The organism is Microbacterium sp. PI-1, from assembly GCF_004337555.1.
Lineage (GTDB): Bacteria > Actinomycetota > Actinomycetes > Actinomycetales > Microbacteriaceae > Microbacterium > Microbacterium aurugineum.
On record NZ_SJYZ01000003.1, the window covers coordinates 69,998 to 95,865 of the forward strand.

General features: G+C 68.0%; 27 protein-coding genes. 15 read left to right on the forward strand and 12 right to left on the reverse strand.

The genetic code is table 11. From position 1 onward, the window contains the following. The first annotated feature begins 30 nt into the window (after window positions 1–30). From sigK to E0W80_RS04170, 4 genes are all read left to right on the forward strand, one after another. Entirely contained in the window at window positions 31–630 is a 600-nt protein-coding gene (gene sigK, locus E0W80_RS04155; RefSeq protein WP_205802298.1) for an ECF RNA polymerase sigma factor SigK, read from the forward strand. Beyond that, the gene (locus E0W80_RS04160) at window positions 627–1,421 is read left to right on the forward strand and encodes an anti-sigma factor (protein WP_131491418.1); all 795 of its coding nucleotides are present in this window, start codon (window positions 627–629) and stop codon (window positions 1,419–1,421) included. The genes sigK and E0W80_RS04160 overlap by 4 nt, the downstream gene beginning before the upstream one ends. 29 nt (window positions 1,422–1,450) lie before the next feature. Then, entirely contained in the window at window positions 1,451–2,080 is a 630-nt protein-coding gene (locus tag E0W80_RS04165) for a hypothetical protein (protein WP_047521556.1), read from the forward strand. Window positions 2,081–2,273: 193 nt separating this feature from the next. Continuing rightward, window positions 2,274–3,158 (forward strand): aminodeoxychorismate lyase, encoded by an 885-nt coding sequence (locus tag E0W80_RS04170; protein ID WP_131491419.1) that lies wholly within the window; start codon window positions 2,274–2,276, stop codon window positions 3,156–3,158. 143 nt (window positions 3,159–3,301) lie between these two features. Here the strand turns inward: E0W80_RS04170 and E0W80_RS19085 are convergent, their stop codons facing one another. The 8 genes from E0W80_RS19085 to E0W80_RS04205 form a co-directional block, all read right to left on the reverse strand. Further along, the gene (locus E0W80_RS19085) at window positions 3,302–3,451 is read right to left on the reverse strand and encodes a hypothetical protein (RefSeq protein ID WP_165875387.1); all 150 of its coding nucleotides are present in this window, start codon (window positions 3,449–3,451) and stop codon (window positions 3,302–3,304) included. 231 nt (window positions 3,452–3,682) lie between these two features. Beyond that, on the reverse strand, window positions 3,683–4,462 hold the full coding sequence (pstB, locus tag E0W80_RS04175; protein WP_047521552.1) for a phosphate ABC transporter ATP-binding protein PstB: 780 nt from the start codon (window positions 4,460–4,462) through the stop codon (window positions 3,683–3,685). Window positions 4,463–4,490: 28 nt separating this feature from the next. Next, on the reverse strand, window positions 4,491–5,576 hold the full coding sequence (gene pstA, locus E0W80_RS04180) for a phosphate ABC transporter permease PstA (protein ID WP_047521550.1): 1,086 nt from the start codon (window positions 5,574–5,576) through the stop codon (window positions 4,491–4,493). A gap of 1 nt (window position 5,577) precedes the next feature. Then, the gene (gene pstC, locus E0W80_RS04185) at window positions 5,578–6,555 is read right to left on the reverse strand and encodes a phosphate ABC transporter permease subunit PstC (protein WP_047521548.1); all 978 of its coding nucleotides are present in this window, start codon (window positions 6,553–6,555) and stop codon (window positions 5,578–5,580) included. A gap of 104 nt (window positions 6,556–6,659) precedes the next feature. Further along, window positions 6,660–7,760, reverse strand: a complete 1,101-nt coding sequence (locus E0W80_RS04190; RefSeq protein ID WP_047521546.1) for a phosphate ABC transporter substrate-binding protein PstS — start codon at window positions 7,758–7,760, stop codon at window positions 6,660–6,662. A 171-nt stretch (window positions 7,761–7,931) separates the two neighbouring features. Continuing rightward, complete coding sequence (locus E0W80_RS04195; protein ID WP_131491420.1) at window positions 7,932–8,921, reverse strand: NUDIX hydrolase; 990 nt, start codon at window positions 8,919–8,921, stop codon at window positions 7,932–7,934. Continuing rightward, window positions 8,918–11,083 carry an RNA degradosome polyphosphate kinase gene (locus E0W80_RS04200; RefSeq protein WP_047521544.1) on the reverse strand — a complete coding sequence of 722 codons (2,166 nt, stop codon included), beginning with the start codon at window positions 11,081–11,083 and terminating at the stop codon, window positions 8,918–8,920. The genes E0W80_RS04195 and E0W80_RS04200 overlap by 4 nt, the downstream gene beginning before the upstream one ends. Before the next feature lie 51 nt (window positions 11,084–11,134). After that, window positions 11,135–11,818: a response regulator transcription factor gene (locus E0W80_RS04205; protein WP_131491421.1), complete on the reverse strand. Its 684-nt coding sequence runs from the start codon at window positions 11,816–11,818 to the stop codon at window positions 11,135–11,137. A gap of 73 nt (window positions 11,819–11,891) precedes the next feature. Between E0W80_RS04205 and E0W80_RS04210 the strand changes: the two genes are divergently transcribed. The 3 genes from E0W80_RS04210 (at window position 11,892) to E0W80_RS04220 (ending at window position 14,073) form a co-directional block, all read left to right on the forward strand. Then, on the forward strand, window positions 11,892–12,182 hold the full coding sequence (locus E0W80_RS04210; protein ID WP_047521540.1) for a hypothetical protein: 291 nt from the start codon (window positions 11,892–11,894) through the stop codon (window positions 12,180–12,182). A 150-nt stretch (window positions 12,183–12,332) separates the two neighbouring features. Then, window positions 12,333–12,935 (forward strand): FABP family protein, encoded by a 603-nt coding sequence (locus tag E0W80_RS04215; RefSeq protein ID WP_047521538.1) that lies wholly within the window; start codon window positions 12,333–12,335, stop codon window positions 12,933–12,935. Window position 12,936: 1 nt separating this feature from the next. Continuing rightward, the gene (locus E0W80_RS04220; RefSeq protein WP_131491422.1) at window positions 12,937–14,073 is read left to right on the forward strand and encodes a folate-binding protein YgfZ; all 1,137 of its coding nucleotides are present in this window, start codon (window positions 12,937–12,939) and stop codon (window positions 14,071–14,073) included. A 2-nt stretch (window positions 14,074–14,075) separates the two neighbouring features. On the opposite strand, the gene E0W80_RS04225 is transcribed toward E0W80_RS04220, so the two are convergent. Further along, on the reverse strand, window positions 14,076–14,903 hold the full coding sequence (locus E0W80_RS04225) for a class I SAM-dependent methyltransferase (protein WP_131491423.1): 828 nt from the start codon (window positions 14,901–14,903) through the stop codon (window positions 14,076–14,078). A gap of 58 nt (window positions 14,904–14,961) precedes the next feature. Between E0W80_RS04225 and E0W80_RS04230 the strand changes: the two genes are divergently transcribed. Beyond that, entirely contained in the window at window positions 14,962–15,711 is a 750-nt protein-coding gene (locus E0W80_RS04230) for a phosphoglyceromutase (protein ID WP_047521533.1), read from the forward strand. A gap of 127 nt (window positions 15,712–15,838) precedes the next feature. Here the strand turns inward: E0W80_RS04230 and phoU are convergent, their stop codons facing one another. After that, the gene (phoU, locus tag E0W80_RS04235) at window positions 15,839–16,549 is read right to left on the reverse strand and encodes a phosphate signaling complex protein PhoU (protein WP_047521531.1); all 711 of its coding nucleotides are present in this window, start codon (window positions 16,547–16,549) and stop codon (window positions 15,839–15,841) included. A gap of 216 nt (window positions 16,550–16,765) precedes the next feature. On the opposite strand from phoU, the gene E0W80_RS04240 reads away from it, so the two are divergent. Together E0W80_RS04240 and E0W80_RS04245 are read left to right on the forward strand one after the other, a co-directional pair. Then, a complete protein-coding gene (locus tag E0W80_RS04240; RefSeq protein ID WP_131491424.1) occupies window positions 16,766–17,989 on the forward strand; it encodes an ATP-binding protein in 1,224 nt (407 codons plus the stop codon). Beyond that, window positions 17,986–18,669, forward strand: a complete 684-nt coding sequence (locus E0W80_RS04245; protein WP_047521528.1) for a response regulator transcription factor — start codon at window positions 17,986–17,988, stop codon at window positions 18,667–18,669. The genes E0W80_RS04240 and E0W80_RS04245 overlap by 4 nt, the downstream gene beginning before the upstream one ends. Before the next feature lie 57 nt (window positions 18,670–18,726). Here E0W80_RS04245 and E0W80_RS04250 read toward each other — a convergent pair whose 3' ends face one another. Continuing rightward, on the reverse strand, window positions 18,727–19,257 hold the full coding sequence (locus E0W80_RS04250) for a DNA modification methylase (protein ID WP_131491425.1): 531 nt from the start codon (window positions 19,255–19,257) through the stop codon (window positions 18,727–18,729). Window positions 19,258–19,392: 135 nt separating this feature from the next. Between E0W80_RS04250 and E0W80_RS04255 the strand changes: the two genes are divergently transcribed. The 5 genes from E0W80_RS04255 (at window position 19,393) to E0W80_RS04275 (ending at window position 24,341) form a co-directional block, all read left to right on the forward strand. Further along, complete coding sequence (locus E0W80_RS04255; protein WP_017201416.1) at window positions 19,393–19,875, forward strand: CarD family transcriptional regulator; 483 nt, start codon at window positions 19,393–19,395, stop codon at window positions 19,873–19,875. A 71-nt stretch (window positions 19,876–19,946) separates the two neighbouring features. After that, the gene (ispD, locus tag E0W80_RS04260; protein WP_131491426.1) at window positions 19,947–21,176 is read left to right on the forward strand and encodes a 2-C-methyl-D-erythritol 4-phosphate cytidylyltransferase; all 1,230 of its coding nucleotides are present in this window, start codon (window positions 19,947–19,949) and stop codon (window positions 21,174–21,176) included. Between the two features lie 85 nt (window positions 21,177–21,261). Continuing rightward, a complete protein-coding gene (gene cysS, locus E0W80_RS04265; protein WP_131491427.1) occupies window positions 21,262–22,668 on the forward strand; it encodes a cysteine--tRNA ligase in 1,407 nt (468 codons plus the stop codon). Further along, window positions 22,661–23,674 carry a 23S rRNA (guanosine(2251)-2'-O)-methyltransferase RlmB gene (rlmB, locus tag E0W80_RS04270; protein WP_047521519.1) on the forward strand — a complete coding sequence of 338 codons (1,014 nt, stop codon included), beginning with the start codon at window positions 22,661–22,663 and terminating at the stop codon, window positions 23,672–23,674. The genes cysS and rlmB overlap by 8 nt, the downstream gene beginning before the upstream one ends. A 25-nt stretch (window positions 23,675–23,699) precedes the next feature. Further along, entirely contained in the window at window positions 23,700–24,341 is a 642-nt protein-coding gene (locus tag E0W80_RS04275) for an NAD(P)H-binding protein (RefSeq protein WP_131491428.1), read from the forward strand. Window positions 24,342–24,476: 135 nt separating this feature from the next. On the opposite strand, the gene E0W80_RS04280 is transcribed toward E0W80_RS04275, so the two are convergent. Continuing rightward, window positions 24,477–25,781, reverse strand: a complete 1,305-nt coding sequence (locus tag E0W80_RS04280) for a DUF4032 domain-containing protein (RefSeq protein WP_047521514.1) — start codon at window positions 25,779–25,781, stop codon at window positions 24,477–24,479. Between the last annotated feature and the right edge of the window lie 87 nt (window positions 25,782–25,868).

Sequence of the window (25,868 nt, forward strand, 5' to 3'; positions counted from 1 at the left end):
GTCTGCGCGAGACCGGAGCGGAGATGCGGCATGCTTATAGAGATGGTCATCGATGGGTTCGACGTTCCCGAGGACGGAGCGACGCAGGATGCTGTCGCCGACCTCATCGTCCGCGTCGCGTCAGGTGATCAAGCTGCCTTCGCGACTCTCTACGATCTGCTCTCCTCTCGCGTGTTCGGCCTCATCCTCCGTGTGCTGGTCAACCGCTCGCAGAGCGAAGAAGTGCTCCAAGAGGTCTTTCTGGAGATCTGGCAATCCGCTTCGCGCTTCGCTCCGAACAGAGGTCAGGGACGAGCATGGATCATGACGATCGCTCATCGCCGGGCCGTTGATCGGGTGCGTGCATCGCAGTCGAGCGCCGACCGAGACGTACGAGCAGGATTCAAGGACATCGGCGTCGCGCACGACAGTGTCGCGGAGCAGGTCGAATTGGGGATAGAGGGAGGGAAGGTCGTCGAAGCGCTCTCGGGGCTTCCGGAAGCACAGCGCGAAGCACTCGTCCTCGCGTATTACGGCGGTTACAGTCAAAACGAGATCGCGGCCCTCGTGGGCGCGCCACTGGGGACGATCAAGACACGGATGCGAGACGGGCTGACCCGTCTGCGCACGGCGATGGGGGTGACGGCATGAACGAGAAGGACTTCGCAGAGCTCGCGGCAGGTGCCGCGCTGCACTCGCTGTCTGCAGACGACGAGCGTCGGTACCTCGCTGCCCTCGCGGAGCACCCGGAATGGGAGGACACCGTGGATGAGGATGCTGCGACCGCTGCGTCACTCGCGGACCCCGTCGAACCGGTCACCGCTCCCGCGCACATCCGATCCGCGCTGCTCGCACAGATCGCGGACCTGCCCCAGGACGGCGGAACGCGGTCCGATCCGGATGCCACGTCGGCGATCACGGACGCCCCCGTCGCCACCCAGAGCGACGCCATCGACGCTCGTGACGAGCAGAAGCCGAAGCAGCGCCGCTGGACGCGGAGCGTGTTCGCCCTGGCGGCGTGCCTGGCCGTGCTGGTCGGCGTCGGAATCGGTGCGGTCGCCCTCAACCAGCAACTGAATCCTCCCGCCAGCGTGGTCGCGCTGCAGGAGATCGAGGCCGCGGGAGACGCCGAGCAGGCGACCGTCGCCCTCGATGACGGGGGATCGGCGACCGCGCACTGGTCCGCCTCGGTCGGCAAGGCCGTGCTGGTCGCCGACGGCATCCCCACCCCTGCAGAGGGGGAGACGTACGAGCTCTGGTTCGTCCGCGGTGATGCCCCGGTCTCGGCGGGTGTGTTCGATGTGGACGGCGGCGACGCCACGGCGCTCCTGACGGGCGAGATGCAGGCGGGCGACGCGATCGCCGTGACCGTCGAGCAGGCCGGTGGATCTCCGACAGGCCAGCCGACCACGGACCCGGTCATCGTCATCCCCACGGCCTGATCGTCGTCGATCGCGCGTACCCTGGAGGGATGCCCGAGCAGCACCACCGCCCCGTGCGTCGCCCCACCACCGCCTTCGACAACATCGTCGGTTCACACGATCCCGCCGAGGAGACCCGTGTCGCGCACGCCACGGCTTCCGCGCTGCTGACCCGTGTGCGCGCGGATGAGAGCGGCGCGAGCGCCGAGCGACTCGTGGCCTTCACGGCCGAGCACGGCATCGACGAGATCGCCGAGCTCTGGTCGAAGGCGCCGTCGCGCACGCTTCCCGGAGCACTGTGGCGTCTCTACGTGCTGCAGCTCGCGATCCACGCCGACGCTCGTACGGCCGCACTGCTCTACGACCGGGGCCGCGTCGAACTGTCGTCGGCGGACACCGTGATCGCGGGTGCTCCGGTGCCGGCGGGTCCGGAGGAACTCGTCGCCCTCATCGACACCATCCTGCGCGGGGCCTTCCGCGGCGACTTCGCCGTGGCACTCGATCGCGCCGCCGCTTTCTGTCGTGTACAGGCGTCCGGTGCGACCCATACCGCCGACGACTACGAGCCGACGGAGCCTGCGCGCGCCAGCGAGCTCACGACGCGGGCACTCCGCTTGAGCAGCTACGCGCAGGATCTGGCAGCTTCGGCCGTGCTGTGGCGCACAGGAGCCCTCAGCTGAGCGGATCCTCACCGGGGAGCGCTGGTGCTTCCGCAGCGTTCGGCGCCTGGACAAGAAAAGACCGGGCCGCAAGAACGCCTCTCGGCGGAAGGCCGCTCGTAGCGGCAAAAAATGGAGCCCGGGGTTATGCGGCCCGGCCATTCAATTGTAACGCGATGCAGCCGTGGGTATTCCCGCCCTCTAGGCTCGGATCATGACCGGGCGCTTCGCATTCATGATCGATCCCGTGGACATTGAGGAGCAGCGCTCCGACTACGCCGACACGTTCACCCAGGTGGATGCGGCGGCGCCGGCGCTCAGCGTCGGTGAACTCAGTACCCAGCGGGGTGACGGCGTGTTCGAGTCCATCGGCGTCGTCGACGGGCACGCGCAGGAAGTGGTCCCGCATCTGGAGAGGCTCGCGCACTCCGCGCGCCTGTGCGATCTCCCCGCACCGAACCTCGCGCAGTGGCATCAGGCCATCGACGAGGCGGCGGCGCAGCTCGGATCCGGTGAGTCCGTCATCAAGCTCATCCTCAGTCGTGGCGTCGAGCACGGGCCCACTCCCACGGCCTGGGTCACGGCTGCACCGGCGCCCGACTTCTCCGCCGTGCGGGAGAACGGGGTGCGCGTCGTGACTCTGGACCGTGGCTACGACCTCGGTGCGGCCGAGCGGGCACCGTGGTTGCTGCTGGGCGCCAAGACCCTGTCGTATGCCGTGAACATGGCGGCCCTGCGTGAGGCTCACCGCCGCGGCGCGGACGATGCGATCTTCCTTTCGAGCGACGGCTTCGTGCTCGAGGCACCGACGGCTTCGCTGATCCTGCGGTTCGGGGACCGCTTCGTGACCCCGGCGCCGAACGGGGGCATCCTGCACGGGACGACCCAGCTCAGCGTATACGAGCACCTCGCGGCGCAGGGCTTCGAGACCGCCTATGACCGTAGCTCGGCAGCGGATCTCCCGCGAGCGGATGCGGCGTGGCTGGTGTCGAGCGTCCGCCTCGCCGCAGCCATCACCGCGATCGACGGTGTCTCTCTCCCGGTGGACCCGAGCCTGACAGCCGATCTGAACCGCTACCTGCTCTCTCCCCGCGACTGAAGCCTCTCCTCGGTCCGGTTCGCTGGGCCAAAACGGAGAGCATCCGTCCGCACTGCGGTGTGCCCCACCAGACACGCCGTGACGTGCGCGAGACGTCTCTGTTTTGGCACGCCACGCCCCGTGTCGGCGGAGCCACGCAGTCGTCAGAGGAGCGCCGGGGCGAGGTGTGCTCCGCGTGCGAGAGCACCCCGGATCGCGGCCTCCACGAGCGGCCAGTCGTCGATGATGAGCTCGTAGGTGAACCGGAGAGTCGTGTACCGGCGCGGCCTCGCCGACGCGGACGCGGCCCTCATCCCTGTGCATCACGCAGTCCTCGCACGCCGACCGGGGGGTTCCCGCGTTCCCCATCCAGACGTGGTGGACGGAAGGAACGAAGTCGCTGTGTTCCCTCCCGGTGCAGTCGTCGCCCACGACCCTCGGATATGCGAAAACCCAGACCATCGGGACTCAGAGCGGCGTGTCGCTGGGGCACACGCCGTCACGAGCGCGAATGGTCTGGGTTTTCGAAGTCCCCGCGCGAGGGGTCAGCCGAAGCGGCCGGAGACGTAGTCCTCCGTGGCCTGCACAGAGGGGGTGGTGAAGATCGACATGGTGTCGTCGTACTCGATGAGCTTGCCGGGCTTGCCGGTGCCGGCGATGTTGAAGAACGCCGTCTTGTCCGACACGCGCGAGGCCTGCTGCATGTTGTGCGTGACGATGACGATCGTGAACTCGTTCTTGAGTTCGCTGATGAGCTCTTCGATCGCGTAGGTCGAAATGGGGTCCAGGGCCGAACACGGCTCGTCCATCAGCAGGACCTGCGGCGACACGGCGATCGCGCGGGCGATGCACAGTCGCTGCTGCTGGCCGCCGGAGAGCCCGGAACCCGGCTTGTCGAGCCGGTCCTTGACCTCGTTCCACAGGTTCGCACCCGTAAGGGACTTCTCGACGAGGGCATCCTGGTCGCTCTTCGACATGCGGCTGTTGTTGAGCTTGACCCCGGCGAGCACGTTCTCCTTGATCGACATGGTGGGGAACGGATTCGGCCGCTGGAATACCATGCCCACCTGGCGGCGCACGAGCACCGGGTCGACTCCGGGTCCGTAGAGGTCTTTGCCGTCGAGCAGGACCTCGCCCTCGACGCGTGCGCGGGGGATGACCTCATGCATGCGGTTGAGGGTGCGAAGGAACGTCGACTTGCCACAGCCCGAGGGGCCGATGAAGGCTGTGACGCTGCGCGGTTGGATGTCGAGGGAGACGCCTTCGACGGCGAGGAAGTCGCCGTAGTAGACGTTGAGGTCGTTGACTTCGATGCTCTTGGACACGTGTTTCCTATTCCGGGTGGGCCGCCGCTCAGCGGCCGGCGAGCTTGGGTGCGAACAGCTTCGCGATGAGTCGGGCGAGCAGATTCAGCAGCATGACGATGAGGATGAGGGTGAGGGCCGCCGCCCAGGCGCGGGCGATCGCCGCGTCCGGGTTCGTGCCCTGGTTCATGTACTGGTTGTAGGCGAACACCGGCAGCGTCATCATCTGCCCGTTGAAGATGTTCGTGTTCAGGCTCTGGGTGAAGCCGGCAGTGAGCAGAAGCGGCGCCGTCTCTCCGATCACCCGCGAGATGGCCAGCATGATCGACGTCATGATGCCCGCGATCGACGTCGGCAGCACGACCTTCAGGATGGTGAGCCACTTCGGCACCCCGAGGGCGTAGGACGCCTCTCGCAGCTCGTTGGGGACGATGCGCAGCAACTCTTCGCTGCCTCGCACGACCACGGGGGTCATCAACACGGCAAGCGCGAGAGCTCCCATGAATCCCATCGAGATGCCCGGGCGCACCAGCAGCGAGAACACTGCGTAGATGAACAGACCCGCCACGATCGAGGGGATGCCGGTCATCACGTCGACGAAGAAGGTGATCGCCTTCGCGATCTTCCCGCGGCCGTACTCGACGAGGTAGATCGAGGTCATCAGGCCGATGGGTACGGAGATGACGGTGGCTGTCAGCGTGATGAGCACAGTGCCCCAGATGGCGTGGACGATTCCACCGCCTTCGCCGACGACGTTGCGCATCGAGTAAGAGAAGAACTCCAGGTCGAAGCGCTCGATGCCGTTGGCGACGACCGTCCAGAGCAACGAGATGAGGGGCAGGAGCGCGATGAGGAAGGCTGTCGCGACCAGTGCGGTCATGAGCCTGTCGATCGCCTTGCGGCGACTCTCCGCGATGGATGAGATCACGGTGATGATCACCATGTAGATCAGGATCCCGCAGATCACGGTACCGACGATGTTGAAGTCGGCGAGGCTGGAACCGGCCGCGGCCACGGCGAAGATCGCGGCCGAGATGGCGAAAGATGCCGCGAGCAGCGCCCACGGAGCCCACTTGGGGAGCTTGCCCGAGGTGAGCGACGCGGTGCTCGCGGGAGCGGCGGTCAGGACGGTCATGTCAGTTGGCTCCCGAGAACTCGGCGCGGCGGGCGACGATCCATCGCGCCAGCGCATTGACGGCGAAGGTCACGACGAAGAGGATGAGGCCGGTGGCGATCAGCGTGTTCACTCCGGTGTCGTGTGCCTCGGGGAAGGCCAGGGCGATGTTGGCCGGGATCGGCGTGGGGTTCGTCGCGGTGAGTACCAGGAAGGTGACCACTGCGGACGGGGAGAGCACCATGGTCACAGCCATGGTCTCGCCGAGTGCCCGGCCGAGGGCGAGCATCGCCGCCGAGACCATGCCGCCGCGAGCGAAGGGCAGGACGGCCATACGCACCATCTCCCATCGGGTGGAACCGAGGGCGAGGGCTGCCTCCTCGTGGAGCTTCGGGGTCTGCAGGAAGACCTCACGGCAGATGGCGGTCATGATCGGGATGCACATCACTGCCAGCACGAGAGCCGCGGTGAGGATCGTCTTCCCGGTCGACGACACCTGGCCCCCGAAGAAGGGGACCCAGGAGGCGTTCTCGTTCAGCCAGGCGTAGATCGGCTGCAGGAGCGGGGCGAGCACGAGGCCGCCCCAGAGCCCGAAGACGACGGAGGGGACGGCGGCGAGCAGATCGATGATGTAGCCGAGGACCGCGGCGAGACGCCGGTGGGCGTAGTGGGAGATGAACAGCGCGATGCCGATCGCGATGGGAGCGGCGATGAGGAGCGCGATGAATGAGGCCCAGAGCGTTCCGAAGATGAGCGGCCACACGTACGACCAGAAGGACTCACCCTTGAGGATGTGGTTGTCGCTGGTGTCGAGCTCGAAGGCGGGGAGGCTCTGAATGAAGAGGAAGGCGGCGACGAGCGCGAGGACGACGAGGATGACGATCCCCGCCCCGAGCGCGGTGCCGGAGAAGACCCGGTCGCCAAGTCGCTGCTTCGCCTTGATAGGCGCAGGTGGCGCCTTGGTCGGCGTCGGTGTCGGCGCCTGGGCTGTCGTGCTCATGATCTCCCTGTTTCGGGCCGGGTCGATATGGATCGGATACTGACCGGGAGGTGCCCCCGCGCCCCGTCGGGACGCGGGGGCACCGTGTCAGCGTGTCGGCGTGATCAGCCGACCTGGATCAGGTCGATCGCGGCGAGGACCTGATCGCGCAGGCCGTCCGAGATCGGTGCGCTGCCGGCGTTCTCGGCCGCAGCGTCCTGGCCCTCAGCGCTCGCGATGTAGGTGAAGTACTCCTTCACGAGCTCCGCGACGTTGCTGTCCTCGTACTGCTCGCAGCCGATCAGGTAGCTGACCAGGGCGATCGGGTAGGCGCCGTCCGAAGCGGTGGCGGGGTCGACGTCGAAGACGAGGTCCCCTGCGCCGCGGCCTTCGACCAGCGGCGAGTTCTCGACGAGCTTGGCGGCAGCCTCGGCCGAGTAGGCGACGAAGTCGCCGCCCACGCCGACAGCGACCTGTCCGAGGCCCTCGGCCTGCGAAGCGTCGAGGAAGCCGATGGCGCCGTTGCCTGCCGTGATGGCCTGCTTCACACCGGAGGTGCCCTGCGCTGCCTCGCCACCCTGGATCGGCCACACGTCGGCCGGCTCGTAGGTCCAGACGTCACCCGCCGTGGCGTTGAGGTACTTGGTGAACGTCTCCTGCGTCCCCGAGGGGTCGGAGCGGTGCACGGGCGAGATGGCCAGGTCAGGCAGCTCGACGCCGTCGTTCAGCGCGGCGATCTCCGGGGCGTTCCAGTTGGAGATGGTGCCGGCGAAGATGCCCGCGATGGTCGCGGCGTCCAGGTTGAGGGAGTCGACGCCCTCGAGGTTGAACGCGACGGCGACCGGCGAGATGTAGAGCGGGACCTCGACGATGTCGTCGGTCGTGCAGGCGCCGAAGCCGCCGGCGGCCACCTCTTCGTCGTTGAACGCGCGGTCGGAGCCGATGAAGTTGCTGCCGCCTTCGAGGAAGTTCTCGCGACCCGTACCGGATCCGGTGGGCTCGTAGTTGACGGTCACGTCGGGGTTCGCGGTCTGGAACGCGGCGACCCAGGCTTCCTGAGCGGCCGCCTGCGAGGACGCGCCGGTGGCGTCGATCGTTCCGGAGAGTGTGGAATCGGTGGGAGCTTCGGTGGAACCGGAGCCGCCTTCGTTCGCGGCGCAACCGGCGAGGGCGAGAGCGGCGACGGCGCCGATGGCGCCGATTCGTGCGATTCGGGAGATCTTCACTGTGGATCCTTCGATCTTGGATGGGTGGGGCCCGGTGCAGGGCACACAGTGACGCTATGGGCGACGGTTAACGAGACTCTCCCGAGCAGGTGAACGGCAGGTGAACGACGGGCGACTCTCTGGGGTGCTCCCGCGTGATTCCGGCTGTGGTTTCCGGAATCCGTCGACTCGTCAGACCTTCGGGATGTGCGTCTCGATCGCGATGATGCCGGAACCGGGGTTCGTGGACGACAGGTGCACGACCGAGAACGCGGCAGGCTCGAGGTCGGCGGCGCTGCCGAGATACGACCCGGTGACGGTGCCGGTCGCGAGGGCGATCTCCGACAGCAGCCCGGGGAGCACGGGACCGTGACTGCACAGCACGGCCGGCTTTCCGGACCGCACTCGTCGTCCGACCACGGATCGAAGATCGGCCGCGCCGTCTTCCCAGGCGTCCTGGCTGATCTTCTCCGTCTGCACAGGCTTCCGGCCGAGGGCCTTCGCGAGCGGGGTGACGGTCGCGACGCAACGCACGGCATCACTCGTGACGATCTTGCGCACACCGAAGGCGCGGAGCGGCCCGACGATGGACTTCGCCTGGGTGCGGCCACGTTCGGTGAGCGGGCGTGCGGCGTCCGAGCGGTCCCAGTCCGAGCGCGAGAGCGCCTTCGCGTGGCGCAGCACGATCACGGGGAAGGTGCGCAGCACGCCGTCATCGACCAGGTTGGAGAAGAAGTCGAGGATCTCCAGGTCGACCGGGTAGCTCAGTCGGTTGCGTGCCTTCTTCACGCTGACCCATTCGAGCGCCGCGATCTCCCGATTGGGCACGAACGTGGACTCGCGGATCGCGTCCTCCGTCGCCTCGGCCGCCCAGTAGTGCACGACCTTCTGCTTGCGGGAGGCGAGGTGGTAGCGGCTCACTCCGATGGGAACACCGAGGGAGACGCGGATGCCGGTCTCCTCGTGCACCTCGCGCACGGCAGTCTCGGCGAGCATCTCTCCCGGATCCACCTTCCCCTTGGGCAGCGTGACGTCCCGGTACTTGGTGCGATGGATCAGGAGGATCCGCAACTTGCCGTCGATGATCCGCCAGACCACGGCGCCTGCGGCGTATACCGCCTTGTCGGCCCACTTCGACCCCGTCTCGGAGTCGGGCGGGAGCTGCAGCTGCCGCCGGATCATCGAACCGCCCGTGCGCGGCGGCGCCGCTGGATCAACCCCATGGTCTTATCCTGCAGGTCGATCAGGGGCTTTCCGTCGGCATCCACGGCGTGGCGCTCCCAGACGCCGTCGGCGCCGAGGTGCCATGACGAGGTGCCGTCGTTCATCGCCAGGTCGAAGAAGGTCCGGAGCTCCTTGAGATGGGCGGGGTCGGTCACGCGCACCAGTGCCTCGACGCGACGGTCGAGGTTGCGGTGCATCATGTCCGCGCTGCCGATGTACACCTGCGGGTCACCGGCGTTCTCGAACGCGAAGATCCGCGAGTGCTCGAGATAGCGGCCGAGGATGCTGCGCACCGTGATGTTGTCGCTGATGCCGTCCAGGTCGGTGCGCAGGCTGCAGATGCCACGCACCCAGACGTCGACCTTCACGCCCGCGGCGCTCGCGCGGTACAGCGCGTCGATGATCTCCTCGTCGACCATCGAGTTCACCTTGATGCGGATGTGGGCGGGGATCCCGGCCTCCGCGTTCTTGCGCTCGGCGTCGATCTGGCGGATCAGTCCCTTGCGGAGGTGGAGCGGGGCGACGAGGAGTCGTTTGAACTTCTTCTCGATGGCGTACCCGCTCAACTCGTTGAACAGGCGCGTCAGGTCCTTGCCGACCTGTGCGTCGGCGGTGAAGAGCCCGAAGTCCTCGTAGATGCGGCTGGTCTTGGGGTTGTAGTTGCCGGTCCCGACGTGGGAGTAGTGCCGCAGCATCCCTTCTTCCTCGCGGATGACCAGGGCGAGTTTGCAGTGTGTCTTGAGTCCCACGAGGCCGTACACGACGTGCACGCCGGCCTTCTCGAGCTTGCGCGCCCAGACGATGTTGTTGGCCTCGTCGAACCGGGCCTTCACCTCGACCAGCGCGAGGACCTGCTTGCCGGCCTCAGCGGCGTCGATCAGGGCCTGCACGACGGGGCTGTCTCCGGAGGTGCGGTACAGCGTCTGCTTGATGGCGAGCACATGCGGGTCACGGGCGGCCTGCTCGAGGAAGGCCTGCACGCTCGTGGTGAACGACTCGTACGGGTGGTGGACGAGCACGTCCGACTTGCGGATCGCCTTGAAGATGTCGGCCCGTGCGCTCGATCCCGCGGGCTGGAAGGCCACCGCCGTGGTGGGCAGGTGCGGCGGGTAGCGCAGATCGGGCCGGTCGATGCGCGAGAGGTCGAAGAGTCCGCGGAGGTCGAGAGGCCCGGGGAGGCGGTAGACCTCGAGATCCGTGATGTCGAGCTCGCGGACCAGCAGATCCATCGTGACGTCATCCATGTCATCGGTGATCTCGAGCCGGATCGGCGGACCGAACCGGCGGCGCAGGAGCTCGGCCTCCAGCGCCTGGATGAGGTTCTCGCTCTCGTCCTCCTCGATCTCCACATCTTCATTGCGGGTGAGGCGGAACGCATGGTGGTCGAGCACCTCCATGCCCGGGAACAGGTCGCCCAGGTGGTTGGCGATGAGTTCCTCCAGGCGCAGGAAGCGCTTGATCTCGCCGGCGCCGGGAACCTCCACGAAGCGGGGGAGCATCGGCGGGACCTTGATGCGCGCGAACTCCTGGCGCCCGGTGCGGGCGTTGCGGATGCGGATCGCGAGGTTCAGCGAGAGTCCGGAGATGTATGGGAACGGGTGCGCCGGGTCGACCGCGAGGGGCATCAGCACCGGGAACACCTGCGCCTGGAAGTAGTCGGACAGCGCGGAGCGCTCACCGTCCGTGAGCTCGGACCAGTCCGTGATCTCGATACCGGATTCGGCGAGGGCGGGGCGCACGAGCGAGTTCCACGCGTCCGCGTGGCGCAGCTGCAGTGCGTGTGCCTCACGGGAGATGTCGGCCAGCGCGTCGACCGGGGAGCGACCGATGTTCGTCGGCACTGCGAGACCGGTCATGATGCGCCGCTTGAGGCCTGCGACGCGCACCATGAAGAACTCGTCCAGGTTGCTGGCGAAGATGGCCAGGAAGTTCGCCCGCTCGAGTTCGGGGAGCGACGGGTCTTCCGCGAGCTCCAACACGCGCTGATTGAACGCGAGCCAGCTCAGCTCGCGATCCAGGTAGCGGTGGTCGGGCAGCAACGAGTCCGGGGACTCGATGGCGTCGAAGTCGTCGTCTTCGGCGTCACCGAGACCGGCGTCGGCGAGTGCGGGATCGATCATGGGGTACATCTAAGCACCGCCAGGTGACGCTCGTGTGAACGGTGTCGATCCTCAGTGGCCCGCGGCGACGCTCTCTTCTTCGTTGACGTTGAAGCGATAGCCGACGTTGCGCACCGTGCCGATGATCTGTTCCTGGTCGCCGAGCTTCGCCCGGAGGCGCCGCACGTGCACGTCGACCGTGCGGGTTCCGCCGAAGTAGTCGTAGCCCCACACCTCGCTGAGCAGCTGCTCCCGCGTGAAGACACGCGAAGGATGGGTGACCAGGAAGTGCAGCAGCTGGAACTCCTTGTAGGTGAGGTCCAACGGCCTGCCGCGCAGCTTCGCCGAGTACGACTGCTCGTCGATCGTCACTCCGGAAGCCTGCACGCTCGCGGGCTCGGCGACCTCATCGCGTCGGGCCAGCGCGAGGCGGAGGCGCGCGTCGATCTCCGCCGGGCCCGCGGTCGCGAGCAGTACGTCGTCGATGCCCCAGTCGCCCGAGAGAGCGCTCATGCCGCCCTCCGTGACGACGAGGAGGAGGGGAGCGTCCTGACCTGTGGCGCGCAGCAGCCGGCACAGCGACTTCGCGGCGACCAGATCATGACGTCCGTCGACGATCACGACGTCGTACTCCGGAGCGTTGACCAGCTGTGCGGGTTCCGCAGGGATCTGGCGCGCTCTATGGCTCAGCAGCTCAAGGGCGGGCAGGACCTGCTCCGAGAGCGGAGCATTGGTCAGAACCAGGACCAGGGCCACGCGCACTCCTCACCGACGGGGGATCGACGTCGTGCCGCCATGATACCGGGGCGGATGCGCAACAATGGTTGTCATGACGGAACCAGCACTCGCACCACGCAACGCGTTCGTCGGTGTGATCGTCGTGTGGGCGGCGGCATTCGTCGCGACCGTCGCGATCGGGATCTTCGTGCCGGAGGAGTGGCGTGTCCCCTGGATGCTGGTGGGCTTCGGAGGCGTCGTCCTGCTCTCCTTCGCCGTGCAGCTCTGGTACGGCCGCACCCAGGGATTCATCTTCCGGGTGGCGAGCAGCGTGATCGGCGCCCTGATGCTGATGGGGCTCATCTCGGTCGGTTTCGGTCTCGCGGCGCTGATCCCGTCCTGACGACGGCGGGGCGCGGTAAGGTGGGGGACATGGACCTCATGGCGCTCGAAATCTTCTTCATCGGCCTGCTGGGCCTCGCGAGCCTCGCTATCGTCTTCGTCTCGGCAGTGGTGCTGCGCAACCTCTTCCGCGGCCAGCGCTGACGCGATCGTGATCGAACTGCCCGTCGACCTTCCGGCCGATCTCGTCCCCTTCGCGTGGCTGATCGGCGTCTGGGAGGGTACCGGTGTCATCGACTACCCGGTCGGCGACGAACGCCTGCAGGGTGAGTTCACCCATCGGGTCAGTTTCAGCCATGACGGCGGCCCGTTCCTGAACTACTCCGGCTCAGCCACCTTCCTCACCGACGAGGGTGCGCCGGCGGCGGCACTGCTCGCCGAGACGGGATTCTGGCGACTCGCGCGACCGGCGACGGACTCGGATCCCGGTCCCGCGCTGCTCCCGCCCACCGCGCCCGCCGTCGCACGCACGGTCGACGACGTGGAGGAGCTACGCGCGCCGAGCGGCGGATTCCCCATCGAGGTGTCGCTCGCGCACGCAGACGGTGCCCTCGAGCTGTACATCGGCGAGATCAACGGACCGCGCATCGACATCGGCTCCGACGCCGTCGTGCGCAGCGCCGGCGCCAAGGTGCACACCGCATCATCGCGCATGTACGGCCTCGTCGACGGACACCTGCTGTGGGCGTGGGACATCGCCGCGCTCGGCACCCCGCTGCGCTCCCACGCCTCCGCCCGGCTGGCCAAGGTCTGAGATGTCCGGTTTCGACCAGGTCGACGGTGCCGTCGCCGAGGGCGACCTGATCGCCCACTTCGGCGATGTGTTCCGAGAGCAGCGACGCCTCGCCGACGGCGCGGCTCTCGCCCCGCTCGGCGATCGCGCCGTGATCGAGGTCGCGGGTCCGGAGCGGTTGAGCTGGCTCGATTCGATCACATCGCAGGCCGTGGGACGCCTCGCCCCCGGTGACAGCACCGAGCTTCTGGTGCTCGACCCGCAGGGCCGGGTGGAGCACGCGGCCGGTGTCATCGACGACGGCGAATCCACGTGGCTCATCGCCGACGACGGAGACGCCGAGGCGCTTGCCGGCTGGTTGACGCGGATGAAGTTCCGCACACAGGCGACCGTCGACCTCCGCTCCGACCTCGTGCTGGTCGGATACATCGACGGCGGCGTCATCTCCGCGACGGCGACCGCCGCGGCGTTCGCCCCGAACGGCGCCGCACTCGTGTGGTCCGACCCGTGGCAGCGGATCAGCGTCGGCGGACACCAGTATTCCGAGGTCATCGAGCATCCGGCGGCCGACTACGCCTGGCGGGTGGCGATCCTCACCGCGGAGCAGGCCGACGCTCTCGCCGCTTCTCTCGACCGGGAGGCGTTCGCCGGCGTTCTCGCCGCAGAGGCTCTGCGGGTCGCGGCGTGGCGCCCGCGCTGGACGACCGAGGTCGACGAGCGCTCGCTTCCTCATGAGTCTGACTGGATCCGCAGCGCGGTGCACCTGAGCAAGGGCTGCTACCGCGGACAGGAGACCGTCGCCAAGGTCCACAACCTCGGGCACCCGCCGCGTCGTCTGGCCGCGCTCCACCTGGACGGCAGCGATGCGGTCCTGCCCGAGCCCGGTGCCGCGGTCTTCGCCGGCGATGACGAGGTCGGGCACCTGACCTCGGTGGCGCGTCATCACGAAGACGGTCCGATCGCCCTCGCGATCCTCTCCCGGCGCGCGCCCATCGGCGACCTGGTGGTTCGCGCCGACAGCATCGACATCGCCGCGTCGCAGCAGGTCATCGTCCCGGCTGATGCGGGGGCCACGGCAGACGTCCCGCGCCTGACCCGGCTGTCTCGGAGACCCACGGCGCCGGACCCGCGTGACGCCGTCCCCGGAACCGGAAGCTGAACTCAGCCGGGCAGCGGCGCGACCGCGGCCCACGGCAGTGTGAGCTCGCCGAGACGCCAGCGGGTGCGCCCGCCGAGCACCGGCCAGCCCTGATCCCGTAGTCCGGTCACCGCGGCGAGGAAGCGCTGCGTGGCGCCGAACGTCGACAGGGGAGCCGCGCGGTCCCACTCCCGGTCGAGATCGATGAGCAGATCGTGCACGCGCTCTCCGGCGACGTTGCGGTGGATCAGGGCCTTCGGCAAACGCTCGGCGACGACGCTCGGACGTTCGAGATCGGCGAGACGGAGCGAGATCGTGAAGCGCAGCGGTGTGGCCTGCGAATCGACGTCGATCCAACTCGACACGCGCCCGATCTCGTCGCAGGTCCCTTCGAAGAGCAGGCCGCCGGGGGACAGGCGTGCGGTCATGCGTGCCCAGGCATCCGGCACGTCTTCCTCGTCGTACTGGCGCAGGACGTTCATGGCCCGGATCGCCGCAGCACTGCGTCCTCGGGGGAGGGGGACCTCGAAGCCACCCCGCGCGAACGACACGGGGAGATCAGCGGCGAAAGGAGTCCGTCCGGCCCGCACCTCCGCGAGCTGAGCCACGGCCGTGGCGACGCGGGCGGGGTCGATCTCGAGCCCGAGCACCTCGACATCGTCGTGGACGCGCACGAGACGTGTGGCGAGTTCGAACGCGGTGACTCCGCTGGCACCGTAGCCGAGGTCGACGACCAGGGGATCGTGCGCGCGGCGCAGCGCGTCGCTCTGCGCGATCCAACGGTCGTTGCGTCGGAGTCGGTTCGTCCCCGTCGTGCCGCGGGTCGGCCGGCCGAGGGGAGATGACGCCATGTCACCATCCTCCCAGGATCCGACTCGGCGGGACGTCCCAGGTGGATAAACTGGCGGCATGACTGCGACGCGTACCCTCATCCTGCTCCGCCATGGCCGAAGCGAGTGGAACGAACTGAACCTCTTCACCGGTTGGGTGGACGTCCGCCTCAACGCTCAGGGCGAGAAGGAGGCGCGTCGCGGCGGCGAGCTGCTCGCCGAGTCCGGCATCCTGCCGGACGTGCTGCACACCTCGCTGCTGAGCCGGGCGATCCAGACGGCGAACATCGCTCTGGACGCCGCCGACCGTCTGTGGATCCCCGTGACGCGCTCCTGGCGTCTGAACGAGCGTCACTACGGTGCGCTCCAGGGCAAGGACAAGGCGCAGACGCTCGAGGAGTTCGGTCCCGAGCAGTTCCAGCTGTGGCGCCGGTCGTTCGACGTGCCTCCGCCCGTGCTCGACGACGAGAGCGAGTTCAGCCAGGTGCACGATGTCCGCTACCAGGGCATCGACGGCGAGGTGCCCCGCACGGAGTCGCTCAAGCTCGTCATCGACCGTCTGCTGCCGTACTGGGAGAGCGCGATCGTCCCCGACCTCGAAGCCGGCAAGACGGTCCTCGTCACCGCGCACGGCAACTCGCTGCGCGGCCTGGTGAAGCACCTCGAGGGCATCAGCGACGAAGACATCGCCGAGCTGAACATCCCGACCGGCATCCCGCTGGTGTACGAGCTCGATGAGAACAACGTCCCGACCGGTCCCGGCCGCTACCTCGACCCCGAGGCTGCGGCTGCCGGCGCGGCCGCCGTCGCCGCGCAGGGCAAGAAGTAGGTCGAGACCCCCTCACACCGTCGGCGCCCCTCCTGATTCACGCGAATCAGGAGGGGCGCCGACGTGCAGAGGGGGTCTCGACCGAAATGTCCGGAGGAACCGGAGGGGGGAGGGAAGGAGAGACGGGTCAGGCGTGGCCGTGTTCCTGCTGCTCCAGTTCCTGCTGTTCGACGGCGAGGGGGATGTCCTCCTCCTCGACCGCCCAGTCGCCGGTCGAGAGGTAGACGACCTTCTTCGCGACGGCCACCGCGTGGTCGGCGAAACGCTCGTGGTAGCGGCTGGCGAGCGTGGCATCGACGGTCGCCGTGGCTTCGCCCTTCCAGTTGTCGCTGAGTACCTTCTCGAAGACGGTGGCGTGCAGTTCGTCGACATCGTCGTCCGCGTTGCGGATGGCGTCGGCGAAACGCAGGTCCTGTGTGCGCAGCAGCTCCGACAGCGTGCGCGCGACCTCGACGTCGAGCTCGCCCATCTTCACGAACGTGCCCTTGAGGCCCTTCGGGATGGCGCGCTCGGGGAAGCGGAGGCGGGCGAGCTGGGCGATGTGCTCCGACATGTCGCCCATGCGCTCGAGCGAGGCGCTCACGCGCAGAGCCGTCACGACGATGCGCAGGTCGCGTGCGACCGGCTGCTGGCGGGCGAGGATCTCGATCGCCTGCTCGTCGAGGGCGACGGCCAGTTCGTCGATCTTCGCGTCGTCGGCGATGACCTCCTCGGCCAGTGCCACGTCGCTCGTGGCGAATGCCCGGGTGGCCTTGTCGATGGAGACCGTGACGAGGTCGGCGATCTCGACCAGGCGGTTCTGAAGATCCTCGAGGGACTGGTGGAACACTTCGCGCATGTTGGGGCGCAACCTTTCATTCGGATCTCGGCTGTGTCAGCGCGAGACGGCGGGTCGTCCGCACGAGAGCAGGTCTGTGCTCCCGCACAAGCCCGAAGCGATTGTCCGCTTCGAAGGTTAACGAACGGTGCCCAGCACGTGAATAGTACTTCCCCTGTTCCCGCCAGGGCGCGGAAACCCGCCGGACGGACGGTGAACGCACTCTACGCTTGTGACATGACCTTGCCGCAGCTCGCGCTGTCCTCGCTCGCCATCGGGCTGGTGATCGGTGTCGGCCTCTCCCTGCTCGTGGCCTGGGCATACCGGGCACGCGCACGTGTGCAGGAGGAGACGTCGCTGGCCGTCCCGGCTGGTATCACCGACGTTCTGCGCAGCATGGACGATGCAGCGGCGATCGTGGACAGCTCCGGCATGGTTCTCGCCTCCTCGCAGGCCGCGACCCGCTTCGGTATCGAGGTCGGGGCGACGCTTGACAACCCGGAGCTCCGTCAGCTCGTACGTGTCGTGCGGGACACAGGAGGCTCCGTCACCGAGTCGATGCGCATCACGCGGGGAGGATTGAGCCTCGATCCACGACTCGTGTCGGCGCGCGCGAGCGTGATCGGCACGCGCCTGGTGCTGCTGATCATCCGCGACGTCACCGAGCAGGAACGCCTCGATCAGATGCGCCGGGATTTCGTCGCCAACACGAGTCACGAGCTGAAGACACCGGTGGGCGCAGTGAGCCTTCTCGCCGAGGCCATCGAGTCGGCGGCCGACGATCCCGCGCAGGTGCGCATCTTCGCCGCCCGCATCGCGGCGGAGGCCGGGCGACTCGGACAGCTCACGGGCCGGATCATGAGCCTGTCCCGCCTCCAGGCCGAGGACGGTCTGACCAAGGTCGGTCCCGTGGCGATCGACGAGGTCATCGCGTCCTCGATAGAGGGCCACGTGGTACAGGCCGATTCCGCCGGAGTCGAGCTCGCCAGAGGCGGGGACCGCGGCGTCTGGGTGCGCGGTGACGCCCAGATCCTCATCGAGGCGGTCGGCAACCTGATCGCCAACGCCATCGTCTACTCGCCCCGGGGGTCCCGGGTGGGCGTCGGCGTGCGCGCCGAGGACGGAGTGGTCGAGATCGCGGTGTCGGACCAGGGCATCGGTATCGCGGAAGCGGACCGTGAGCGCATCTTCGAGCGGTTCTACCGAGCGGATGAGGCCCGTTCCCGACGCACGGGCGGCACGGGACTGGGGCTGTCGATCGTCAAGCACGCCACGCAGCGCCACGGTGGGGAGGTGCGGCTGTGGTCCCGCCCCGGACGCGGCTCCACCTTCACGATCCGGCTTCCTCGGATCGACGCCCCGGAGCACGGCGACTCGGGCAAGAAGAGCAAGAAGAAGCGTGCGCGCAAGGCCGCCAAGGCTGCGGCATCCGCGCGCGTTCGAAACGGAGAGAGAACATGACCCGAATCCTTCTCGTCGAGGACGAGCCCGACCTCGCCGACCCGCTCGCGTATCTGCTTCGCCGTGAAGGCTACGAGGTGGAGATCGCGGAGGACGGCCCCGGCGCGCTCTCCGCGTTCCGGGAGCGGGGCGCGGACATCGTGCTGCTCGACCTGATGCTGCCCGGGATGCCGGGCACCGAGGTGTGCCGTCAGATCCGCTCGACGTCGGCCGTGCCGATCATCATGCTCACGGCGAAGGACTCCGAGGTCGACATCGTGGTCGGGCTCGAGCTGGGCGCCGACGACTACATCACCAAGCCGTACTCGTCGCGTGAACTGCTCGCGCGGATGCGCGCCGTGCTGCGCCGGGTCGTGCAGGCCGACGGCGAGCTCGACGAACGCGTGCTCGACGGCGGCAGGGTCTCACTCGACATCGACCGGCACACCGTGTCCGTCGCGGGTGAGCAGATCAACATGCCGCTGAAGGAGTTCGAGCTCCTCGAGGTCCTGATGCGCAACTCCGGGCGCGTGCTCACCCGCGGTCAGCTCATCGACCGGGTCTGGGGGAGCGACTACTTCGGCGACACCAAGACGCTCGACGTGCACATCAAGCGCATCCGTTCGCGCATCGAGGAGAACCCGAGCGAACCGGTGATGCTCGTCACGGTGCGCGGCCTGGGCTACCGCTTCGAGGGCTGAACACAGAGGAGGCAGGCACCCCGTAAGGTGCCGGCCTCCTCTGTGTTCGACGCGGGGTCACTCCGAGGGAGCAGGCGCCGCCGTGTCGGTCGGCATCGGCGTCGGTGCCGATGTGCGCACCGACTCCGAGGGGACGAGGTCCGAGTAGTAGGGGAGAGAGCCGTCGAGCACGGGAACGTCGGCCTTGCCGGTGGAGTCTCCGGACTGGAAGTGCATCTCGACGGTCGCACCCGGCTTGGTGTCGAGTCCGACGATGCGCAGCGGCTCTTCGTCGGCACCCAGGCTCTTCGTCTCGCCCGCAGGGACCGTGACCTTGAAATCGTTGCCGTCTCCGAGGGAGATCGTGAGTGTGGCGCTCTCTTCGGTGGGGTTCACGACGGCGGCGATGAAGTTGCCGATCGATCCGTCCTCCGTCGCGATCACGAGGGCGTTGCGCACGTCGATCGGGCCGTCGGCGTCGGAGATGTTCACACCGTCGGACGCCGGATACTCGATCTTCGTCGACTGCGGGGTGATGAACGTGCACCCGGTCGCGCCGAGCAGAACGAGGGCGCTGAGGGCTGCAGACGCAACAAGGCGCGATTTCACGGGTCCTCCTGAGGTCCGGCGGGATATCCGCATCCATTCTATGGGTAAGTCGTGAGCGACTCTGCGGCCCTGGGGCGCGAACCTTAGCGCATCTGCCCTGTGGTATCCTTGAGGTTGCCGAAAGGACACGTTTTTATGCTTTTTGAGGTTGGCGAAACCGTCGTCTATCCCCACCATGGCGCTGCGACCATCATCGAGGTCAAGGAGCGCATCATCAAGGGTGAGGCGAAGAAATATCTGAAGCTCAACGTCACCCAGGGCGATCTCATCATCGAGGTTCCTGCTGAGAATGTCGACCTGGTCGGCGTTCGCGATGTGATCGGGAAAGAGGGCCTCGACCACGTGTTCGAGGTGCTGCGTGCACCCTTCACGGAGGAGCCCACGAACTGGTCCCGCCGGTACAAGGCGAACCTCGAGAAGCTCGCCTCCGGCGATGTCATCAAGGTGAGCGAGGTCGTCCGCGACCTGTGGCGTCGCGATCAGGACCGCGGGTTGTCGGCGGGCGAGAAGCGGATGCTGGCGAAGGCTCGTCAGATCCTCATCTCCGAGCTCGCGCTCGCGGAGAAGACCGATGAGGACAAGGCGGGCGCACTGCTCGACGAGGTCCTCGCTTCCTGAGTTCTCGACGAAGGGGCGGATGCTGCGGCATCCGCCCCTTCGTCGTCCCTGCCACGCGGTAGCGTGAGAGGGTGACCCTGCTTCCTGTCCCCGACATCGCGATCATCGTCGTCGCCGCCGGCTCCGGCACTCGGCTGGAGGCGGGGGCGCCGAAGGCTCTCGTGGGGATCGACGCGCATTCGATCCTCCGGCATGCCCTGGACGGCGTGTTCGCAGCCCTGCCTGCGCAGGTGATCGTCGTCGCACCTGCCGGCCACGAGGGCGACGCGTTGGCGGAACTCGAAGCCGCCGCAGGAGACCGGCGAGACCTCGGTCGCGTCGTGACGGGCGGCGCGACGCGGCAGCAGTCCGTCGCCGCGGGGCTCGACGCGCTCTGGGGCGACGTGAAGACCGTGCTCGTGCACGACGCGGCGCGCGCCCTCACGCCACCCTCCCAGATCGATGCGGTCGCGCGTGCCGTCACCGCGCAGGAAGGAGTCGTGCCCGCGCTCCCCGTGGTCGACACGCTCAAGAAGGTGGCGGAAGGTGCCGTGGTGGCCGCGGTAGACCGTTCCGAGCTCGCCGCGGCGCAGACGCCGCAGGGCTTTCCCCGCGCTGCGCTCGAAGCGGCCTACGCGGCAGCCGTCTCCGCGGGGGTCGAGTACACCGACGACGCGGCGTTGTTCGCCGCGGCCGGGAACACGGTGCGGCACATCGACGGTTCCGCTCGAGCGTTCAAGATCACCACCCCCGATGACCTCGAGCGCGCCCGGCACCTGGTCGGTGCGTCTGCAACGCCGGCGCACGCACCGCAGGAGGCGCCGATCACTCGTCCCGTCATCCCTCGAATCGGCATCGGCACCGATGTGCATGCGTTCGGCGGCGAGGGGAACCTCTGGCTCGCCGGCGTGGAATGGCCGGGGGAGCAGCCCCTCTCCGGACACTCCGACGGGGATGCGGTCGCACACGCGATCGTCGATGCTCTCCTCGGCGCCGCCGGCCTCGGGGACATCGGCGAGCACTTCGGCACCTCGCACCCGGAGTACGCGGGCGCACATGCGGAGGTCTTCCTCGCGCGCACCCGTGAGCTGCTGGCAGACGCGGGCTTCGAGATCGGCAACGTCTCCGTGCAGCTGCAGGGGAACCGGCCGCGCTTCAGCGTGCGTCGTCGCGAGGCGGAAGGCGTCTTGTCCTCCGTGCTGGGCGCTCCCGTGTCCGTCACAGCGACCACGACCGACCGGCTGGGCTTTCCCGGGCGGGGCGAGGGCATCGCGGTGACGGCGGTCGCGGTCGTGGTGGCCGTCGATCCGCGCGACGGGTGACGGTCCACCACGTTCAGATCGTCACACGCCGCATGAATCGTCATCGCGGGGCGGTCGCTCAGCAGTCGCCGAGTAGGCTTGAGCGGTGACTCTCCGCCTCTACGACACCCGCGCTGCGGTGTTGCGCGACTTCGTGCCTCTCGATCCCGAGAACATCACGATGTACGTGTGCGGACCCACGGTGCAATCCGGACCCCACATCGGGCACGTCCGAGCGGCCCTGAGCTTCGATCTGCTGCGTCGCTGGTTGGCCCACCGCTATGGTCGGGTCACCTTCGTGCGCAACGTCACCGACATCGACGACAAGGTGCTCGCCAATGCGACGGATGCGGAGCCCTGGTGGGCACTGGCCTACCGCATGGAGCAGGAGTTCACGGCCGCGTATGCCGGTGTCGGCATCCTTCCTCCGACCTACGAGCCTCGCGCCACGGCATCCGTTCCTCAGATGCAGGAGCTGATCGCTGGTCTGATCACCCGCGGACACGCCTACCCCGCCCCCGACGACTCGGGAGACGTGTACTTCGACGTGCGCTCCTGGGCGGAGTACGGCTCCCTCACGCATCAGTCCATCGACGCCATGGAGCCCGCGGAGGATGCCGACCCCCGAGGCAAGCGGAACCCGCAGGACTTCGCGCTCTGGAAAGGCGCCAAGCCGGAGGAACCGGCGGACGCGACGTGGGCCTCGCCGTGGGGCGCCGGTCGTCCTGGGTGGCACATCGAGTGCTCCGCCATGGCGAAGCGCTACCTCGGCGCGGAGTTCGACATCCACGGCGGCGGGCTCGACCTGCGATTCCCGCATCACGAGAACGAGCTCGCGCAGTCGACGGCGGCGGGCGACGGTTTCGCCCGCTACTGGGTGCACAACGGACTCGTGACCGTGGCCGGGCAGAAGATGTCCAAGTCGCTGGGCAACTTCACCTTGGCGGCGGACGTCCTGTCTGCACATGACCCGCGGGTGGTGCGCTATGCGCTCGCCGCCGCGCACTACCGATCGAGCCTCGACCTCAGCGAATCGTCCTGGGCGGAGGCCGAGGCCGCGTTGGCGCGCATCGACACCTTCGCCGCTCGCGTCCGCCGCGCCGTTCCCGGCATGACGGATGACGCTGAGGGCGATGCGGCTGTTCCGGATGCGTTCGCGGACGCGATGGACGACGACCTGGGGGTCCCTCATGCGCTGGCCGTACTGCACGACACCGTGCGCCGCGGCAACTCGGCACTCGACGCCGGGTCGAAGGAGGAGGCCTGGACCGCTTTCGTCCAGGTGGACGCGATGGTCCGCCTCCTCGGATTCGACGAACTCCCGTCCGGTGGGGCAGACCTCGCCGAGCACCGCACTCTGGACGCCCTCGTCCAGACGATGATCACCCAGCGCGCGCAGGCTCGCGCTGACAAGGACTGGGCGGCGGCGGATCGCATCCGAGACGCGATCGCCGCCGCAGGAATCACGCTGGAGGACACTCCGGCCGGAACTCATTGGAGTATCGATGGCTAAGCCACAGCGCCCCGGCGCGAGCAACGGTAAGAAGAAGGGCCCGACCAAGGGCACAGGCGGACTCGGGCGCAAGGCACTCGAGGGCCGCGGTCCGACCCCGAAGGCGGAGGACCGCGCCTGGCACCCCGCGGGCAAGCGCAAGGCAGCAGCTGAGCGCTATGCCGCCTCCGGGGGCAAGGGCAAGCCCGGTGGACAGCGCCAGACCTCGGGCGGCAATCCCAACCGCTCCGCGAGGGCGAAGGACAACACCACCGACACCGAGACGGTCACCGGGCGCAACTCGGTGCTCGAGGCGCTGCGGGCGAAGATCCCCGCGACGGCCTTCTACATCGCGCAGCGCGTGGAGATGGACGACCGCGTCAAGGAGATGCTGTCGATCGCGACCCATCGCGGAATCCCCGTGATGGAGGTCACCCGGCAGGAGCTCGACCGCATGGCCGGCTTCGACGGCGTGCACCAGGGCGTCGCGGTCAAGGTGCCCCCGTACGAGTACGCCCACCCGCAGGACCTCCTCGAGAAGGTCATCGACCAGGGCGAGGTGCCGCTGTTCGTGGCGCTGGACGGTGTCACCGATCCCCGCAACCTCGGAGCGATCATCCGATCCGCTGCCGCGTTCGGCGGTCACGGCATCATCCTGCCGCAGCGCCGTTCCGCCGGGGTGAACTCCGCGGCCTGGAAGACCAGCGCGGGCGCCGCTGCGAGGATCCCGGTGGCACTCGCGACGAACCTCACGACGCAGCTCAAGGAGTTCAAGAAGCAGGGCGTGTTCGTGCTCGGACTCGACGGTGGCGGCGATGTGTCGCTTCCCGACCTGCAGCTCGCCGATCGTCCCGTGGTGATCGTCGTGGGTTCGGAGGGCAAGGGGCTGTCGCGGCTCGTCACCGAGACGTGCGACCAGATCGTCTCGATCCCGATCTCCGCCGCGACGGAGTCGCTGAACGCCGGTATCGCGACGTCGGTCGCGCTGTATCAGGTGGCGACGGTCCGCGCCGCGAAGCAGTCCTAGCCGCACGCCCAGAGAGAGGTCCACCATGGCTCGCATCATCGTCCTCGGAGGAACCGGGTACGCCGGTCGTCATATCGTCGCCGAGGCGGTGAGTCGAGGACATGCCGTGATCGCGATCTCGCGCTCGGAGGCGACTGATCCGGTGGCGGGCGCAGCCTACGTGCAGGGCTCTGCGCTGGAGCCGGCGTCGCTCGCGGACGCCTTCGTCGGTGCGGACGCCGTCGTCTCGGCGCTCTCACCGCGCGGGGACATGGCCGATCGGGCGTTGGAGGCGTTGACCAATGTCGTCTCTCAGCTCGCCGGTACGCCGACGCGTCTCGGTGTGGTCGGAGGAGCAGGTGGCAGCCTCGTCGCTCCGGGCGGACCGCGTCTGTTCGATCAGGACTTCCCCGAGGAGTACAAGCACGAAGCGCAGGTCGGCATCGATTCTCTCGCGCTCCTGGAGAGCACGGACGAGGATCTCGACTGGTTCTTCATCCACCCCGCAGAGGTCTTCGGTCCCTGGGCCGAGGGTGAGCGCACCGGACACTACCGCGACGGCGGTGACGTGATCGTCCGCGATGCCGAGGGGAAGTCGTTCATCTCCGGTGCGGACTTCGCGATGGCCGTGGTCGACGAGATCGAGCAGGGGAATCACCACCGCGAGCGCTTCACGGTCGGCTACTGACCGCGCGTACCGGCGCGACCGCGCCTACCGGGCGCGACCCCGTCTCGGGCGGTCGACGCCCCCCTGCCGTGTCGAAACCCCCGGGCTCCGGCGCCGACCACCGGGGGTATCGACGATGAAGAGGGGTTTCGGCGCTCAGACCAGGTCCCGCCAGTCGATGTCCTCGTCGTCGTCGGTGACGGGAGTCACCCCGGTGATGACGGGCAGGCTCATCGTCTCGGTGGGTGGACCCATGATGGTGGCCTCGTCACGGCGGTGGCGCAACACCTCGTTGATGTAGCTCGTCAGGACCTCCGCGAGCGGCACGGAACGCCCCTGCGCCTGTGACAGGTACCACCGGTGCTCCAGTACCTGGTGGAACACCTCCGCGGGCTCGAGCTTGGCGCGCAGTTCGTACGGGATCGCGCGGACGACGGGCTCGAAGACCCGCGTGAGCCACTCGTGCGCGTACATCTCCTCGTCGGACCACTGCTTCGTCGAACGGGCGCGGAACTCGTCGAGGTCGTTGAGCAGGCGCCGGGCCTGGTTCTCTTCGACGTCGAGCCCTGTCAGGCGGATCAGGCGGCGCTGGTGGTGACCGGCGTCCACCACCTTCGGTTGGATCTCGACGACCGTGCCATCCGCCGTCGTCGACATGGACATCTCGTCGATGTCGAAGCCCAGAGCGTTGAGACGCTCGACGCGTTCCGTGATGCGCCACGTCTCCGCGGCAGAGAACGACTCCTGGGCGGTCAGCTCCGCCCACAGGGACCGATACGAGGACACGATGCCGTCGGCGATCGCGATGGCGTCCACACCGTGCTCCAGGCGGCCCCCGGCGGCGAGGTCCATGATCTCCCCGGCGATGTTCGTGCGGGCGAGGTCGAGGTCGTAGGCACGTTGGCCGTCGGTCAGCCCCTCCTCGTGCAGTTCCCCGGTCTCGGCGTCGACCAGATACGCCGCGAAGGCTCCGGCGTCGCGACGGAACAGCGTGTTCGACAGGGAGACATCGCCCCAGTAGAAGCCGACGTTGTGCAGGCGCACCAGGAGGAGTGCCAAGGCGTCCACGAGCCGGGTGGCCGTATCCGGACGGAGGACGCGGGTGAACAGCGCGCGATAGGGCATGGAGAAGCGCAGATGCGCTGTCACGAGGGCTGCCGGCAGCGGCTCCCCGTCGGCGTCCGTACGTCCGGCGATCACGGCGACGCGGTCGACGCAGGGGACATCGAGCCGAGCGAGGTTGCCCAGCATGTCGTATTCGCGTTGGGCCATCTCGGCCGTGGTCTCCTTCACCGCGATCACGCGGCCGGAGAGGTCGGCGAAGCGCACGAGATGGCGGGAAAGACCCTTCGGGAGGGACACGATGTACTCCGAGGGCCACTTCGCGAGCGTCGTGGACCAGGGGAGGGCCAGGAGGCCCGGATCGATCTTGCTCGCGGTGATCCGCAGTGAATCGTGCATGGTGCTCCCTGAACGCGGGGTGACGACGGAGACAGAAAGAGACGCGGCGCAGGCGACCGAAGTCAGCCTGCGCCGCGTCTGTGGATC

Bases quoted from the DNA above. Each gene is read 5' to 3' on its own strand.
- E0W80_RS04220 (WP_131491422.1), top strand. From the start codon at position 12,937: ATGTCCGGTTTCGACCAGGTCGACGGTGCCGTCGCCGAGGGCGACCTG.
- E0W80_RS04230 (WP_047521533.1), top strand. From the start codon at position 14,962: ATGACTGCGACGCGTACCCTCATCCTGCTCCGCCATGGCCGAAGCGAG.
- E0W80_RS04210 (WP_047521540.1), top strand. From the start codon at position 11,892: ATGACGGAACCAGCACTCGCACCACGCAACGCGTTCGTCGGTGTGATC.
- E0W80_RS04280 (WP_047521514.1), bottom strand. From the start codon at position 25,781: ATGCACGATTCACTGCGGATCACCGCGAGCAAGATCGATCCGGGCCTC.
- E0W80_RS04200 (WP_047521544.1), bottom strand. From the start codon at position 11,083: ATGATCGATCCCGCACTCGCCGACGCCGGTCTCGGTGACGCCGAAGAC.
- E0W80_RS04275 (WP_131491428.1), top strand. From the start codon at position 23,700: ATGGCTCGCATCATCGTCCTCGGAGGAACCGGGTACGCCGGTCGTCAT.
- sigK (WP_205802298.1), top strand. From the start codon at position 31: ATGCTTATAGAGATGGTCATCGATGGGTTCGACGTTCCCGAGGACGGA.
- E0W80_RS19085 (WP_165875387.1), bottom strand. From the start codon at position 3,451: ATGAGGGCCGCGTCCGCGTCGGCGAGGCCGCGCCGGTACACGACTCTC.
- pstC (WP_047521548.1), bottom strand. From the start codon at position 6,555: ATGAGCACGACAGCCCAGGCGCCGACACCGACGCCGACCAAGGCGCCA.
- E0W80_RS04240 (WP_131491424.1), top strand. From the start codon at position 16,766: ATGACCTTGCCGCAGCTCGCGCTGTCCTCGCTCGCCATCGGGCTGGTG.
- pstA (WP_047521550.1), bottom strand. From the start codon at position 5,576: ATGACCGTCCTGACCGCCGCTCCCGCGAGCACCGCGTCGCTCACCTCG.
- rlmB (WP_047521519.1), top strand. From the start codon at position 22,661: ATGGCTAAGCCACAGCGCCCCGGCGCGAGCAACGGTAAGAAGAAGGGC.
- E0W80_RS04245 (WP_047521528.1), top strand. From the start codon at position 17,986: ATGACCCGAATCCTTCTCGTCGAGGACGAGCCCGACCTCGCCGACCCG.
- E0W80_RS04255 (WP_017201416.1), top strand. From the start codon at position 19,393: ATGCTTTTTGAGGTTGGCGAAACCGTCGTCTATCCCCACCATGGCGCT.
- E0W80_RS04170 (WP_131491419.1), top strand. From the start codon at position 2,274: ATGACCGGGCGCTTCGCATTCATGATCGATCCCGTGGACATTGAGGAG.
- E0W80_RS04160 (WP_131491418.1), top strand. From the start codon at position 627: ATGAACGAGAAGGACTTCGCAGAGCTCGCGGCAGGTGCCGCGCTGCAC.
- E0W80_RS04165 (WP_047521556.1), top strand. From the start codon at position 1,451: ATGCCCGAGCAGCACCACCGCCCCGTGCGTCGCCCCACCACCGCCTTC.
- E0W80_RS04225 (WP_131491423.1), bottom strand. From the start codon at position 14,903: ATGGCGTCATCTCCCCTCGGCCGGCCGACCCGCGGCACGACGGGGACG.
- E0W80_RS04195 (WP_131491420.1), bottom strand. From the start codon at position 8,921: ATGATCCGGCGGCAGCTGCAGCTCCCGCCCGACTCCGAGACGGGGTCG.
- phoU (WP_047521531.1), bottom strand. From the start codon at position 16,549: ATGCGCGAAGTGTTCCACCAGTCCCTCGAGGATCTTCAGAACCGCCTG.